The organism is Nocardia sp. IFM 10818, from assembly GCF_054655275.1.
This window is the reverse complement of sequence record NZ_BAAHJH010000001.1, coordinates 6,108,357-6,122,212: the sequence shown is the minus strand read 5'-3', so window position 1 is coordinate 6,122,212 and position 13,856 is coordinate 6,108,357. Positions and strand designations below refer to the sequence as shown.

Sequence of the window (13,856 nt, the reverse complement as noted above, 5' to 3'; positions counted from 1 at the left end):
CCGTGCGTCCCGGTCGAGCGAGTCGCCGGGACGCGGCTAGACTCGCTGCGTGGCCGGCCGACTTCCTGACCGCGATATCGCGGCGATTCGTGAACGTGTTCGGATCGAGGACGTCGTTGGTGAGTACGTCGCGTTGAAGAGCGCGGGCCCGCAGTCCATGAAGGGGCTGTGCCCGTTCCACGACGAGAAGACTCCGTCGTTCCATGTGCGCCCGCATCTCGGCGTCTACCACTGCTTCGGTTGCGGTGAGGGCGGCGATGTCTTCGCCTTCCTGCAGAAGATCGAGCACGTCGGTTTCATCGAGGCCGTCGAGCAGATGGCCGACCGGATCGGCTACAAGATCAGCTATGAGGGCGGCGGCACCTCAGTGCAGCGCGACCGCGGGACCCGGGCCCGCCTGGTCGCCGCCAATGCCGCCGCGCACGAGTTCTATATGGCGCAACTGGGCGAGCACGAGGCCGAGGCGGCGCGAAAGTATCTGACCGACCGCAACTTCGATGCCAATGCCGCGCGCCAGTTCGGCTGCGGGTACGCGCCGTCGGGGTGGGACACCCTCACGAAGCATCTGCTGCGCAAGGGATTCGAGTTCAAGGAGCTGGAGGCCGCGGGCCTGTCCCGGCAGGGCCAGCGCGGCCCCATGGATCGCTTCCACCGCCGCCTGCTGTGGCCCATCCGCAATCTCGGCGGCGATATCGTCGGCTTCGGCGCGCGTCGCCTGTACGACGACGACACCATGACGGCGAAGTACATCAACACCCCGGAAACGGTGCTGTACAAGAAGTCTCAGGTGCTCTACGGCCTGGACCACGCCAAGCGCGAGATCGCCAAGGGCCATCAGGCCATCGTGGTCGAGGGCTACACCGATGTCATGGCCATGCACCTGGCGGGCGTGAAAACCGCTGTGGCGTCCTGCGGTACGGCCTTCGGTGACGAACATCTCGCGATCCTGCGCCGCCTGCTCATGGACGACAACTTCTGGCGCGGCGAGATCATCTACACCTTCGACGGCGACGCCGCCGGCCAGGCCGCGGCCCTGAAAGCCTTCTCCGGCGACCAGAAACTCGCCGGCCAGACCTATATCGCCATCGCCCCCGACGGCCTGGATCCGTGCGAGCTGCGCCAGCGCAATGGCGACGGCGCGGTCCGCGACCTGGTGGCGCGCCGAGTCGCCCTGTACGAGTTCGTGATCCGCGGCATCGTCGAGAAGTACCAGGATCCCGTCACCAAGGACATGAGCCCCGAACAGCAGGTCCAAGCCCTGCGCGAGGCCGTGCCGGTGGTGGCGCAGATCAAGGACAACGCCCTGCGAAAGGCCTACGCCACCAAGCTGTCCGGCTGGGTCGGCTGGGACGATATCCAGCTCGTGGTCCGCCGCGTCGGCGACGAGGCCCGCAAACTCGCCCGCGGCGGCGGCAAATCCGTTCCCGATCGCGAAGTGCGCCAACCGATCGCCGAGCAGCCCGCCCCTCGCCCCAACCCCAACGATCCCGTCATGCTCCCGCAGCGCCAGGCCCTCGCCGCGGCCCTGCAATACCCCGCCTTCGCCGGCCCCATCTTCGATTCCCTGGAGCCCGAAGCCTTTACACACCCCGCCTACGTGGCCGTCCGCGCCGCCATCGCCGAAGCCGGCGGCGCCTCCGCGGGCCTCGGCGGCGCCGAATGGGTCAACGCCGTCGCCGACAACACCGACGACCTCACCCTGCGCGCCCTGGTCTCCGAACTGGCCGCCGAACCCCTACCGGTCAAAACCGCCGACGCCATCCCCCGCTTCATCACCGGCGTCCTGGCCCGCACCCAAGAAGCCTGGGTAGGCCGCCAGATCGCCGAACTGAAGTCCAAACTCCAGCGCATCTCCTCCACCGAACAGCCCGACGCCTACATGGCGTTGTTCGGCGACCTGGTCGCCCTGGAGCAATACCGCAAGAGCCTGCTCGTGCAAGCCATGGGCAACTCCGACGACTTCAGCGTCCGCAGCTAGCGCGTCGTCCGCAGCGCGCGTCCAACAACAGTGGGTCGCGCGCATCCTCGAACCAGGGGTTCGCGCGCGCAGCGTCGCGCAGGAGGTCACACACGCATCCTCGAACAAAGGGGGGCGCGCGCGAAGCGTCGCGCCCCCTCCCTCAACTACCGCCGCAATTGATCGTGCGGCACCAGCACGGTGGTCCGCTCATCCAGCGGCACCATCGGCTCCAGCTTCGGCTGCGTGCTCAACTTGTCCGCCAGCTTCTGCCGCGACACCTGCACCAGCTTCCGGGTGACCGGACTCTCACTGATAGCTCGCGTGGTCTTACTAATCTGCTCATACCGAGCCCGCCCGGCCTTCGCGCCCAGCACATACCCGGCCGCGATACCGATGACCAACCGCAGCATCTCCGAGAACTCCTCCCAGTAGCCCATCCGCCGCCTACATCCTGCCCGACACCCCACCCCCCTGTCGATCCGCCCCACCGACCACATCCCCCCAGCTAGAGCCACGATTTGGGAAGTGAACAACCCATACGCTAAAGTTTCTTCCCGTCAGCCCGAGCGGCCGACAGGGAAACAATCCCCTATAGCTCAATTGGCAGAGCAGCCGACTGTTAATCGGCAGGTTTCTGGTTCGAGTCCAGATGGGGGAGCAGAAAACGGCCCCTGACCAGGGTGAGTAATTCACCGGTCAGGGGCCGAATTCGTACCTGGAACGCCCTACCGTCCAGAAAGTGTCCAGAAACTCCGGGCACGCTGGTTTTCGTCGTGATCTTCATCGGTGGAGTCATTCGGCTCGTTCATCACCGCATCGTGAAGCAACGCCGCAGCATTGTGGTGGACCCGCCCCCGTGCCATGTACTTGCGCTGAGTCATTGCGGGGTCCGCGTGCTGCAACACATCGGCGGTCACTCGCGCCGACAAGCCGGCGTCGTCGAGCAGCAGCGCCATGAATTTGCGGAACGAATACGGAACCACATCATCGGGCAACCCCAACGCTTCTCGAACCCGCTGCCATTGATGGTTGACGTTCACCGGATCACGCAATGTCCACTCGAACGACGGAAAGCTGAGGTCCACCGCATAGTTCGCCGGCGGTGGGTTCTCGCGCTTCCGAGCTTCGAGGCGGTCCCGTCGTCGGTCCAGGACCTCCACCGCGAAGTCCGGAAGGGCAATCGTGCCTTGCGGATTCTTCGGGTCGTTGTCCTTGACCACCCGCACCAGTCCCTTGCCGCTCTCCCGGACTACCTTGCCGACCGTGCGGATCGTTTTCTTCCTGCGGTTGTAGAACGGCCATGCCAGCCCAAGCACCTGACTCGGGCGTTGGCCGATGGCCGCCATGATCGCGATCAGGTCCGCCAGGTCCGCGTCCTCGCAGTACTCGGCGACGGTCGGTGGTGTGTAGGAACGGATTCCACGCTTCTGTTCGGCCTTGGTGAGCTTGCGCGGACACGGCACCGTCGACCAGTACACCGATGCCAGAATGAACCGCAGCTCTTCCACCTCGATGCTCGCCGCCCCGCCGGTACGGCCTTTCGGGTCCACGTTCTCGGGAATTTCGGCCTCGCGCACCGGATTCACATCATTCGGGCCTTTGCGCACGGCGTATCGGAACATTCCCGACAACATCGACCGCGCGGTCAACATCGACCCGCGCCCGTGCTCGTCGGCGACCTCGGCCAGGAACGCCTCCGCGGTGGCGGTGCGGAACTCCTCGGGCACGATGCGGCGATATCCGTAGTCCCGCATCAGCATTTCTGCCCACCGATCGTACTGGCGCAGGGTGCCGGCGGCGCGGCCCTTCTTCACCAGGTGCGCCCGATACAGCTGCCACAACGGGCGTGCTCATCGGTAGACCGTCAGGGGCAAGATGAAACGCTTCGCTGGTTCGCCCGGCCCGATGTGCCCCGACGGCTATCGCGCACATAGCTATATATCTCACGCCGACTCCAGCCGTTCGTGGCGGCGGGAGAAAGCGCCGCCGTCACGAACGGCTGGAGTGCCGGGTTCGACGTTCGATCGACAAAACCCGCGGTGCATTCCCGGCGATGGCTGTCACAATCAGCGGTCGCGAAGATCACGAGCGACTTCGACGAGCTGCTCGAGTTCTACAGATACCCGGACCACTAGATCCACCAGCGGACCACGAACCCGATCGAATCCACCTTTCGCCACCGGGCGGCTCCGTACGAAGGCCACCAAGGGGCCAGCTGCCCGCCCGGCCGGAATCATCATGGCCTACAAGCTGATCGAGGCCACCCAAGCCCGCTGGCGCAAGGTCAGCGCACCTGAACAAGTCGCGCTCGTCCGTAACGGTGCCCTAATTCCACAAGGAGCGAACTCCTCGAACGACCCCGCGACATCACTCGTACGCCGTCAGTCGACGGCCCGAAGAAGATCGCCTAAAAACATACCGATACACAGGTTTTGGCAATTCTCTCGGGTTCTCGTCTGCGGTTCAAGCCGGTCTACGCCACTGTCGCGTAGTAGTGGTGGATGTCGCTGCATCCAGCACGACCGATACCGACCACGGCTGGAATGACGCACGCGCGCAACCGATTTACCAGGTAAGGAGGCAGGCTTAGACCCTAAACCGGACACTCTCGGGCCGTTCAGGGAAAAGACCCATGCTCTCTGGCTATGATCGTGACTAGGTGTTGCTACATGTCTGTCACTTGACGTTGGGTGCTGACCGATGGATCTGGTTCTGTTGGTGGGGCGTGTGGTCCTCGTTGTCGTCGTCGGCGGGGCGGGAGTGGTCAAACTCGGCGCGAGAGACCGTTTCACTCAAGCGATAGTGAGCTACGAGTTGGTGTCTGATACGACGGCGACACTGCTCGGCAGGTGGCTTCCGATTGCTGAAATCGCGGCGGCGGTCTTGTTGGTGACGGGTGTCGGCGTCGTCGCCGCTGCGTTGTTCGTCGTGACTTGTTTGATCTCGTTCGCTGTCGCGATGACGGTCAATCTGATACGCGGCCGCCGAATCGAATGTGGCTGCTCAGGCAGTCGCTCCCGCCGTATCAGCTGGATGCTGGTGATCCGCAACCTGTTTCTGGCAGGGGTGGCAGGGATCGTCGCCGTGCTCTCCCGAACGGATCGCACTCACGAACTGTGGACAGCGAACCCGACCCGCACTGTTCCCGAGACAATGGCCGTCATCCTCGCCACGTGCGGGGCTCTGCTCTGCCTCGTGCTGGTGACTCGTGCCTACCAATTACGTGGTCAGACCCATAGCCTGCACGAGCTGACGAGCCCACGGAGGAAAACATGAGTGGGCCCTGGATAGCCCTGATCCTCACCCAATCAGTTCTCCTGATCATCCTCGGCGTGATCGTGGTGGGTTTGCTATCCCAGATCGGGGAGGTCTTGGAGAGTCTCGATTCGAAGGCCACCCTGCAGCCAGGTCCCAGCCACCTCGGCCCAGCGGTTGGCAGCCCAATCCCGTCGTTCACGGCTACGACCGCTGAGGGAGCAACAATCCGTTCGAGCGAGTTGTGGAACGGGCACACTGTGCTGCTGTTCGTCAGTCCACGCTGTCGCCCATGCCATGCCCTGCTCACCGAGCTGAAAGGACGCCAGCGGCCACTACAAGACGCGGCACTGGTGTTGGTTACCCCTGACGCGGCACGGCTCACCGATGACGACATCGACGCCCGGATCCTCGTCGATTCCGACCGGCGGATCATGGGAGCGTTGAGCATCCAGGCCACCCCAGCCGCGCTCTCGGTCGACGCCAGCGGGAAAGTGGCCAATCCAGCGCAGCACGTCCACAGCCTGACGCAGCTTCAGTCCCTGACAGAAACAGCCGTCCCGCGTCCAACCACTCTCACAACTTCGCCACCTCAAGGAGACCGGAAATGACCAATCCACTCAAAACCCTCCAGTACGGGAGTCAAGGCCGCCGCGGGTTCTTCCGGATGGCCGCGCACAGCCTGCTCGCTGGACTCGGATTGACCGCGCTTGCCTCGACCCCTGCCAACGCGGCACGATGCCACAACCCCGAAGACCCTAACCGCTCCTGCCAAGAGGATGATGACTGTTGCGGCTCGTCAGTATGCTGCGCTAACGCAAGCAACCACCTGAACTGCTGTTATCCTACGGGCGCGGTTACCTCCAGGGCCGATTACTGTTGTAGTGGAAAAATCCAGGTTGCCGACGGTGTCGCCGTGTGCCTCTAATCTTCGCCTGCCCCGCCGAGCGTGCAGGTTCGCATATTCTGCGATGCGCGATCGACTACCTGACGTAGGACGCATTGCCTGCAAAGTCATTGCAGTGCAACATTATCCGGTGTGCTGCATCCATGCGCATCTGCGATGCTAAACCTCGATGGTGAGTTGGTCCGGCACGGGGTTGGTGCTCACAATGCCTACCACCGGCCCCGAGGCGGGCATGAAGACGTCCTTCGACACACCGCCGGATACCGGCGACCACGGTACTTCCACGGTTTGGGTGGTTGATTGACCGGTTTGCAGATCCTGCATCGTGACTGTCGACCGCACGGCGCACACCGTGCCCGCCGACAGCGAGAGGGGATGAGGCGGTCCGACGCTGTAATCCGGGGCGAACCCCACATTCATCCTGGCCTGCGCCGGCCCCCCGCCGGGCGGATACTCTTCCCGGGAAAACGTCGCGTAGACGGTGCCTCTACACCAGGGAAGCGAGCCCTGGAACGGGGCAGGCTCGAACATCAACTGCGTCGGTAAAGCATCGGCCGTCCCTGCTGGCGACAGCAGCACCCCCAACGACGCTATAGCGGTCCCCGCGATTGTGACAATGGACTTCATGGTCACCTCGTCTCCGAATGTGAACTCGTCGAGCGCACCACATATCCAGCCATCAGTGTAGAGGAGGTCGACCGTCAGCAAACGCGTGGCGACAGATCACGCGGTCAATTCCACGATCTGTCCTGGATTACAACCCCTTGCTCAGCATCTGCATACCGCGGCGATTCGAACTCAGCGGCCCACCGGCGGACATCGAGCGCTACCCTCCCCGATGGTGCAGCACACCCGAGCGGCTCTCGATCACACGCTGTGCTGGGGAATGTGGGCCTGTGCTGTTGGGCCTCGACCGTGGGGTGTCGGGTCGTGGCGGAAGCCGCGATGGCGTGAATGGCTTCGCGAGCAGGATCTGCCCCGAACGCGTTCATGGGCGTGAGTGTCTTCGGGGCAGACTGGGTGTCAGGCCATATAGATTCCCGTCAATAGTCCGCCGGGTTCGTAGTCGATCGCGAAGCCGTGCCCCTTGGATGAGCAGTTCAGGCGGACCGATCGCGAGCAGGTCGCGCCGGCGTGATCGACCCAGACGGCTCCGAAGTCGCTCTGACCGGTTCTGACGGTGCTCAGGTCCGGGTTGCCGCCGGGCAGGGTGAAGGCTCCGATCGCGCCGCCCGGATGGGCGGGCGACCACGGTTGATCGACGACCACCTGGCCGACCGGGACGAAGGGGACGGGTAGGAACGTTTGTCCTACCGGAACTAGCAGGTGGTAACCCGGAGATACATCGCATCCGACCGTGCCGTCGCCCATTATCGCGCAGTTGACATTGGGACCGTAGCTGAAATACAGGGCGTCGGTATCGGCGTGCCCAGCCGGCGGCCAACCTAATCAATTGACCGACTTTGTCAGCAAGATGGAGTGTCGCGTCACTGGAGCAGAACCACACGTGCACCGACTCGCTTCGCCCTCGCGATGAGGTCCGCATACTGCTCTTCGAAGCTACGCATTTCGCCGATCTCCCGATCCTCCGTCGGCCGAGTCGACCAGAGACAGCGCCGCCGGATACCGCTTGCTCGTTCTCCCCACCAGCGTGACACATCGAACCGACACCTCCACAGGGATTCCTCACCTCACATCCGGCGATGACTCGAAACGGTAGCTCGGTGCCGCGTTGGCTTAGCTATATCGGTAGGTGGTACGACAGCGGAGATCGGAAGTGTGCGTTAGGGTTTCGCTTGAGTGAGCAGCGCAGGCTAGCCAAGCGTGGATGGGCGGCGGGAGGGGCGAAGTCGTGAGGGAATTCCTCGAAGGCGGACAGTATGCCAGGGCGACCCGACATCGATCGGACCCATATGCAGCGGCTGAAATCGTCGAAGACAAACGTTGGTTACTCGATGACCGACTGATCCGTACGGCCGTTGTCGGTAGTCGGGAATCGACCTTGCCAGTGTATTTGCCGCTTGACTTCGACGGGGCTGGCCGAGTTCTGCGTCGATACCGCCATGAAGGCTTCTTTTGCGGCATCCTCCTCGGGGGCTGCGGCTGGCCACTGCGCATCCGTCGGTCCCGAAACGGCCTGCGCGTATCACATTTTGCTCATCGGCCGAACGGGCCGGTGTGCCCGCGCTACGACGGTGTCGGCGCCACCAGTGCTGACCACCTATATGTCTATAACGATCTGGTATTCCTGGCTCGCCGAAACGGTGGCTGCTCGAATATGGCGCGCCGCAGTGACATATCGATCCACGGTGGTCGATGCGAGTCAGTGCTGGTACGTCACGAGAAGTCCGCTGTCCGTGTGCAGTTCACCGATCTCGCAGAGGATGTCTGGCGTATTCAGGACGGGCAACTGCGACACAGCTTCGAGAGCATCCAATGGATCTTTGGTCCCGGCGTCAACGGTCCGGTCAAGGCTTTGAAGGCTCGTGATGGTTATATCCTGCGCGCTCGCTGTGAGTTCCGGGACGGCCAACGGGAGGTGCTGGTCCGTATGGAAACCTATTCGGCGCAGACGGATTGGATTCCATTAGCGGAGTGCACGCTCACCGGTGCCGGCATCGTGACCGAATCGGCAACAGACGAACCTCATCCCTCGGATCGGCAAGCCCCTGTCGACCATACGAAAGCCGAGGAACTCGATCTGCTCGCGGGCCTCTCCGGGCCGGAGCCGGTACCAGATCGCAAGCTGGCGGCCGCATTGTGGCCGATCCTGGACGAGTTGTCGTCAGCGATGGATCGAGATGACTGCCAAGCCGCCAGCACCATCCGTGGCAACAATCAAGCGTTGCTGAACTTGTTGAGCAGATCCGGTTTGAACGAGGAAAAGCGGCTGTTTCGACGGATCATGCAGTGGCACTTGAAACACCCAGCCTATCGCAGGCCGATACGGCCCGAGCCAGTGGAGGTCGAGCGGCCCACCGTCATCCGACTTCCTCAGGCAGTCAGGCGCGCGATGAACTTGGTCGAACGGCTGGAAACGGTGAAGCAGAATAATGATCTGCAGGCAGCACACGAGATTCTCGCGCTGAATACTGCAGTGATCCGAAAGCTACGCAACGGATGGCCACTAGAATTCCACGAGAGGTTTATCCGGGTCGAAGGCTGGGTGGCTGAGCACCTAAGCGAGTACACGATCCCGGCTACCGTGCGCAGGGATGTCGCTGAACGACCGCAGCGCCAGGGCTGTGAAGACCCCGTCGTCCGGCTGACATCTGTGCTTAAGGCGACAGCAGCGCGCCAGCGGAGTATGACCGTCACCGAATTGTTGGAGCAGGTGCAAGTCGGCCTGAGCGAGCTTTCCGGCCTGCTGATAGCTGTCGAACGAGCACAACCGGAAGAAGCGCCACTGCTCACCGCTCTGTTGAAAGACCCGGATGGCAAACCAAGCACGCTCTTTCGCGAGGTGGCAGTAGCTGTAGGATTTCACTTGGGCAGCAGCGATTTCGGGCTTCAACTCGCCTGGAGGACCGAGCTGGACCGCGTGCACGCCTATCACGACACACCGAAACGGCCGATTCATGCCGGTGCACTTCGGCGCCAGCGATGAATTCGGCTCCGTCGGGCGGATTTTTTGCAGCGTCACCGCTGATGCCAGAAAGTGTCCAGAAATGCGAGTTATGTCTCGTCGTTCCGAGTTGGCTAAGATTGTGTCGCTTGCTCGGATTACATTGACGCACAATAGATTTGCAAGGAGGTTGACAGCCTGGGATTGTCTATAGTAGCGACATCAGCAAATACTCGGCAGGTTTCTGGTTCGAGTCCAGATGGGGGAGCCTGATCCGGCCCCTGGCCGGCGAGAAATCGCGAGGTCAGGGGCCGGTTTTTTTGTCGCCGGGTAGTTGCGGCAGGGGAATAATCGGGTGCTTGCGGGGGTGGGGGCGGATTACCGTGGGATTTGTGGATGTGACGTTCAAACGGACTGGGGTGCGGCGGTATTCGACGGTGGTGGCGGATGCTGTTTATGGGGTGCGGGAGTTGGATCCGGCGCCGGGGTATCACGATTTTGTGCCGCATGATCTGGCGCATTACGTGGTCGAGTGTGAGCTTGGGTTGGATGATGCGGTGTTCGGGCGGGCGGCGCGGGGTGGGGGGATGTTCCGGGCGGTGGGGGAGGGGAGGAAGGATCCGCGGGAGGCTCGGCGGGAGGGGCGGAGGCAGCGGAGGCGGGAGGAGAGGATGCGCGAGGGCGGTCATGCCAAGGGGGATCAGATGAGTTTGTCGGAGCGGCTGGCGGGGTTGTCGCTTGTGGCTTGGGTGCGCAGGCATGATCCGTCGGTGCGGGCGCCGGAGTGGGCTCCGAAGGCTGCGGAGGTGGATGAGGACGTTCGGGAAGCCTTTGAGCGGATCGGGCGGCGGCTCGATGAGCTGGCACCTCGGTGGCGGGGGCTGGGGGTGGGGGAGGAGTTGCGGTTTCGTTGGCCCAGTGCGGAACCGATCTCGTAGGGTTCCAGGGTATGAGGATCGGCGAGATGACGGGGCAGGGGGACGGGGGCGCGGTCTGGGCCGAGCAGACCGGTGACGCAATGCAATTCGTCGCCGATATCCGGGATATCGGTACACCTCATCCGCAGCGGCGCACATTGACCGATCCCGGCGCTGCCGCGATTGTGTTCGAGCGGGAGACGCTCTCGCGGGTGGACGCTGTGCTACGGGCGTATTCCGGCACTCCGGTTGTGCTGTTGTCCGGAGGGGTCGATTCGATCCTGGTTGCCGCGGCGGCCGTGCGGCTGGGTGTTCGTCCCCATGCTCTGACGGTTGTCGCCACGGGTGGGACCGATGGGGAGAATGCGGCGGCTGCGGCGGACGCGTTGGGGCTCACCCACGAGCTCATCGAGCTCGATGATCAGGCGGTGGCCGGGTTGGCCGGTGAAGCGGTGCGGTTGCTCGGTATCGCGGAATTGTGGGAGGTTTCGTACGCGATTCCGTTGCTGGCCACGCTTCCCGCGCTGGATCGTCTCGAGGTCGGGTCGATTCTGACCGGTAGCGGCGCCGATGCGATTGCCGGTGGCGGCAAGGCGATGCGGTATCCGGTGGAGTCTGCGCAGGCCACGAAGGAGCTGGATCGGATCATTCGCGACGAGTCGGACCGCAACTTCCGCTACCGCCGGCTCGTACCGGACTTCTATGCGCGCGTCGTGGGCCGGTACGCGGACCGGTTCGTTCATGTCTTCCAGACTCTCCGGTTCTGGGATGCCGCCGAAACCATGGCTGCCCCGGTGTTTTTCGGGGAGCGGTCGGGAGAACGGGTCGACAAGCTCTGCCTCCGGATGGCATGCGAGGCCCTCCTGCCGGAGAACGCGAAACAGCTTGCGTGGGCCAAGAAGTCGGCCATTCAGCGGTCAGCCGGGATCATGGGCGCCTTGGCCGGCGCCGCACGCGACCATGCCGCCTCGCTTCCCGGCGCCCGGACGTATTCGGACCCGGGAACCGAGCCGTTCGATGCTGTCGCGACTCGGTTGTACCTGGCTCTTCTGGATGCCCAGCAGCGGGCACCGCAATCTCGGTAGGCGATTCCGGGGACTCAGGCGGGTGGGAAGAATTCGAGAGGATCGGGTTTGCGGGTGAGGGCGGGGACTTCGCAGTCGGGGGCGGGGTAGCCGACGGGGAAGAGGATGTAGGGGCGTTCGGTGGTGGGGCGGTGGAGGATTTCGCTCAGGAATGCCATGGGGTTGGGGGTGTGGGTGAGGGTGGCCAGGCCCATGGTGTGCAGGGCGGCTATGAAGAGGCCGCAGGCTATGCCCACGCTTTCGTTGACGTAGTAGTTCTTGCGAAGGGTGCCGTCGGGGAGGGGAGTGCTTTTTTCGGCGAACACCACCACGATCCACGGGACCACGTCCAGATAGGACTTGTCGGAGCTGGTTTCCAAGGGGGCCAGGGCGGTCCGCCACGCCTCGGGGAGCCGGCCGCCTTCGTAGTTGATCCGCTCTTCGTGTTCGGCGGCCTCGCGGATGCGGTGTTTGATCGCCGGATCGCTGACGGCGATGAATTTCCACGGCTGGTGGTGGGCGCCGGACGGGGCGGTATTGGCGGCGGCCACGGCCAGTTCGATCATCCGCCGCGGGACCGGGTCCGAGGCGAAAAAGCGGACGCTGCGCCGGGATTCGAGGAAGGCGTGGAATTCCGTGCCGCGTGTGATGCCCTCGGCCTGGTCGAGGCGGGGCGGCTGGTAGGGCACGAAGGGGTGGGTGTGCTCCCGGGCCGCGGTGTCGTTGGTCATGGGGGTCAGGGTATGTCGCGGGCACCGTTCGGGTCGGCCGATCGCGCGGGGGATCGGCCGACCGGGACGCGGCGGTTCAGACGCGGGCGCGGACGAACTTGTAGATCAATAGGATCAGGATCGAGCCGATGATGGCGCCGATGAAGGTGTGTTCCACCGGTGGGCGGATGGTGAATTCGTGGGGGGCGAAGACGAGGCTGCCCAGGGTGCCGCCGACCCAGGCGCCGACAATGCCCAGGACGATGGTGAGGATCCAGCCGAAGTCCTCTTTGCCGGGGACTATGAGGCGGGCGATGGCACCGGCTATGAGGCCGATGATGATCATGGTGATGATGCCCCACATGGCGTGCTCCTTAGCTTTGGAGGTTCCGCGTAATCGACGGTAACAGGGTGGGAATACCCAGTGAGCGTGTCGCAATACATCAGCGTGCCATGCGGTCTGAACTCCGCGAATCGAATGATCTACTATCTGGCTACGTAGATTATGGCGAGTCTGGGAGCGATGCGGGACATGGTGATTGCGGGCGCGGTTCATCTGCCGGAGGTGGCGCCGACGCTGCCCGCCTTGCTGGCCTGGAATCCGCAACCCGTGCCGGTGCTGCCCGCGATCGGCATCGTCGCGGCCGTCCTCTACGGCTGGGGCGTGCGGCGAATGCGCGCGGCGGGGCGGGGCTGGCCGTGGTGGCGGACCGCCTGCTTCATGACCGGATGCGCTGTGCTGGTGGCGGTCACGGGATTGGCCGTCGAGGGTTACGGCTACAAGCTCTTCAGCATTTGGATGTTCCAGCATCTGACACTGTCCATCGCGATTCCGCCGCTGTGGGTCCTGGGGTCGCCCGGCGTGCTGCTCCTGCGCGCGACCGCCCATCACGGTGCGGGCCGCGTGCTGCTCGTGGCCGCCCTGGCCGGATTGCGCAGCCGGATCGGCCGCATCCTCCTGCATCCCGGCGTGACCATCCCGCTGTTCCTGTTCAGCTATTACGGCCTGTATCTGACCCCGCTGCTGGATACCGTCGGATCCCGCTGGCCCGGTCATATCGCACTCGAAGTGCTGTTCCTGGCGTCCGGCCTGCTGTTCATCATCCCGGTGCTCTCGACCGGACCCCTGCCCATGCGGCAGAGCAATCTGGGCCGCTTCTTCGACATCTTCGTCGAGATGCCCCTGCACGTGTTCATCGGCGTCGTCCTGATGATGGCCTCCACCCCGATGATCGCCCTGTTCGCCGACCCGCCCGCCGCTTGGGCCGTGGACGTTCTCGCCGATCAGAAGCTCGCCGGTTCACTGGCCTGGTCGTACGGCGAGCCCGCCGCGCTGATCATCGTGACCATCTTCGCCATCCGCTGGCACCGCGACGAGCAGCGCGAGAACGCCAGGGCCGAACGCTATTCCGCCGTGGCCGCCGAGGACGAGCTGCGCGACTACAACGCCTATCTGCGCACCCTGCACGGCCGCTGAC

At 63.8% G+C, this 13,856-nt stretch carries 13 protein-coding genes, 1 tRNA gene and 1 pseudogene; 9 read left to right on the top strand and 6 right to left on the bottom strand.

Going from position 1 to position 13,856, the window contains the following annotated elements; translation table 11 throughout:
• Window positions 1-49: 49 nt before the first annotated feature.
• On the top strand, window positions 50-1,978 hold the full coding sequence (dnaG, locus tag ACYQ5L_RS28550) for a DNA primase (protein WP_459961325.1): 1,929 nt from the start codon (window positions 50-52) through the stop codon (window positions 1,976-1,978).
• A gap of 146 nt (window positions 1,979-2,124) precedes the next feature.
• Here the strand turns inward: dnaG and ACYQ5L_RS28545 are convergent, their stop codons facing one another.
• A complete protein-coding gene (locus tag ACYQ5L_RS28545) occupies window positions 2,125-2,370 on the bottom strand; it encodes a hypothetical protein (RefSeq protein ID WP_379196356.1) in 246 nt (81 codons plus the stop codon).
• Window positions 2,371-2,545: 175 nt separating this feature from the next.
• On the opposite strand from ACYQ5L_RS28545, the gene ACYQ5L_RS28540 reads away from it, so the two are divergent.
• Window positions 2,546-2,618, top strand: a tRNA-Asn gene (locus tag ACYQ5L_RS28540).
• A 67-nt stretch (window positions 2,619-2,685) separates the two neighbouring features.
• Here ACYQ5L_RS28540 and ACYQ5L_RS28535 read toward each other — a convergent pair.
• Window positions 2,686-3,801, bottom strand: coding sequence for a site-specific integrase (locus ACYQ5L_RS28535; protein ID WP_459961324.1), 1,116 nt, complete (start codon window positions 3,799-3,801; stop codon window positions 2,686-2,688).
• A gap of 228 nt (window positions 3,802-4,029) precedes the next feature.
• On the opposite strand from ACYQ5L_RS28535, the pseudogene ACYQ5L_RS28530 reads away from it, so the two are divergent.
• The 3 genes and pseudogenes from ACYQ5L_RS28530 to ACYQ5L_RS28520 form a co-directional block, all read left to right on the top strand.
• Window positions 4,030-4,371, top strand: a pseudogene (locus ACYQ5L_RS28530) (IS256 family transposase); the annotation flags it as partial.
• A gap of 289 nt (window positions 4,372-4,660) precedes the next feature.
• Window positions 4,661-5,236, top strand: a complete 576-nt coding sequence (locus ACYQ5L_RS28525) for a MauE/DoxX family redox-associated membrane protein (protein ID WP_459961323.1) — start codon at window positions 4,661-4,663, stop codon at window positions 5,234-5,236.
• Window positions 5,233-5,826, top strand: a complete 594-nt coding sequence (locus tag ACYQ5L_RS28520; protein ID WP_459961322.1) for a TlpA family protein disulfide reductase — start codon at window positions 5,233-5,235, stop codon at window positions 5,824-5,826. The genes ACYQ5L_RS28525 and ACYQ5L_RS28520 overlap by 4 nt, the downstream gene beginning before the upstream one ends.
• Window positions 5,827-6,281: 455 nt before the next feature.
• Here ACYQ5L_RS28520 and ACYQ5L_RS28515 read toward each other — a convergent pair whose 3' ends face one another.
• Both ACYQ5L_RS28515 and ACYQ5L_RS28510 read right to left on the bottom strand, forming a co-directional pair.
• Complete coding sequence (locus ACYQ5L_RS28515; RefSeq protein ID WP_459961321.1) at window positions 6,282-6,830, bottom strand: hypothetical protein; 549 nt, start codon at window positions 6,828-6,830, stop codon at window positions 6,282-6,284.
• Window positions 6,831-7,145: 315 nt separating this feature from the next.
• Complete coding sequence (locus tag ACYQ5L_RS28510; protein ID WP_459961320.1) at window positions 7,146-7,391, bottom strand: hypothetical protein; 246 nt, start codon at window positions 7,389-7,391, stop codon at window positions 7,146-7,148.
• A 583-nt stretch (window positions 7,392-7,974) separates the two neighbouring features.
• On the opposite strand from ACYQ5L_RS28510, the gene ACYQ5L_RS28505 reads away from it, so the two are divergent.
• From ACYQ5L_RS28505 to ACYQ5L_RS28495, 3 genes are all read left to right on the top strand, one after another.
• Window positions 7,975-9,729 (top strand): hypothetical protein, encoded by a 1,755-nt coding sequence (locus tag ACYQ5L_RS28505; protein ID WP_459961319.1) that lies wholly within the window; start codon window positions 7,975-7,977, stop codon window positions 9,727-9,729.
• Between the two features lie 350 nt (window positions 9,730-10,079).
• A complete protein-coding gene (locus ACYQ5L_RS28500) occupies window positions 10,080-10,625 on the top strand; it encodes a hypothetical protein (protein ID WP_459961318.1) in 546 nt (181 codons plus the stop codon).
• Window positions 10,626-10,762: 137 nt separating this feature from the next.
• Window positions 10,763-11,689: an asparagine synthase-related protein gene (locus tag ACYQ5L_RS28495; RefSeq protein WP_459961317.1), complete on the top strand. Its 927-nt coding sequence runs from the start codon at window positions 10,763-10,765 to the stop codon at window positions 11,687-11,689.
• Window positions 11,690-11,703: 14 nt separating this feature from the next.
• Here ACYQ5L_RS28495 and ACYQ5L_RS28490 read toward each other — a convergent pair whose 3' ends face one another.
• Window positions 11,704-12,399: a nitroreductase family protein gene (locus ACYQ5L_RS28490; protein ID WP_459961316.1), complete on the bottom strand. Its 696-nt coding sequence runs from the start codon at window positions 12,397-12,399 to the stop codon at window positions 11,704-11,706.
• Window positions 12,400-12,475: 76 nt separating this feature from the next.
• Window positions 12,476-12,742 carry a GlsB/YeaQ/YmgE family stress response membrane protein gene (locus tag ACYQ5L_RS28485; protein ID WP_379195964.1) on the bottom strand — a complete coding sequence of 89 codons (267 nt, stop codon included), beginning with the start codon at window positions 12,740-12,742 and terminating at the stop codon, window positions 12,476-12,478.
• 159 nt (window positions 12,743-12,901) lie between these two features.
• Between ACYQ5L_RS28485 and ACYQ5L_RS28480 the strand changes: the two genes are divergently transcribed.
• Window positions 12,902-13,855: a cytochrome c oxidase assembly protein gene (locus ACYQ5L_RS28480; RefSeq protein ID WP_459961315.1), complete on the top strand. Its 954-nt coding sequence runs from the start codon at window positions 12,902-12,904 to the stop codon at window positions 13,853-13,855.
• Window position 13,856: the final 1 nt, after the last annotated feature.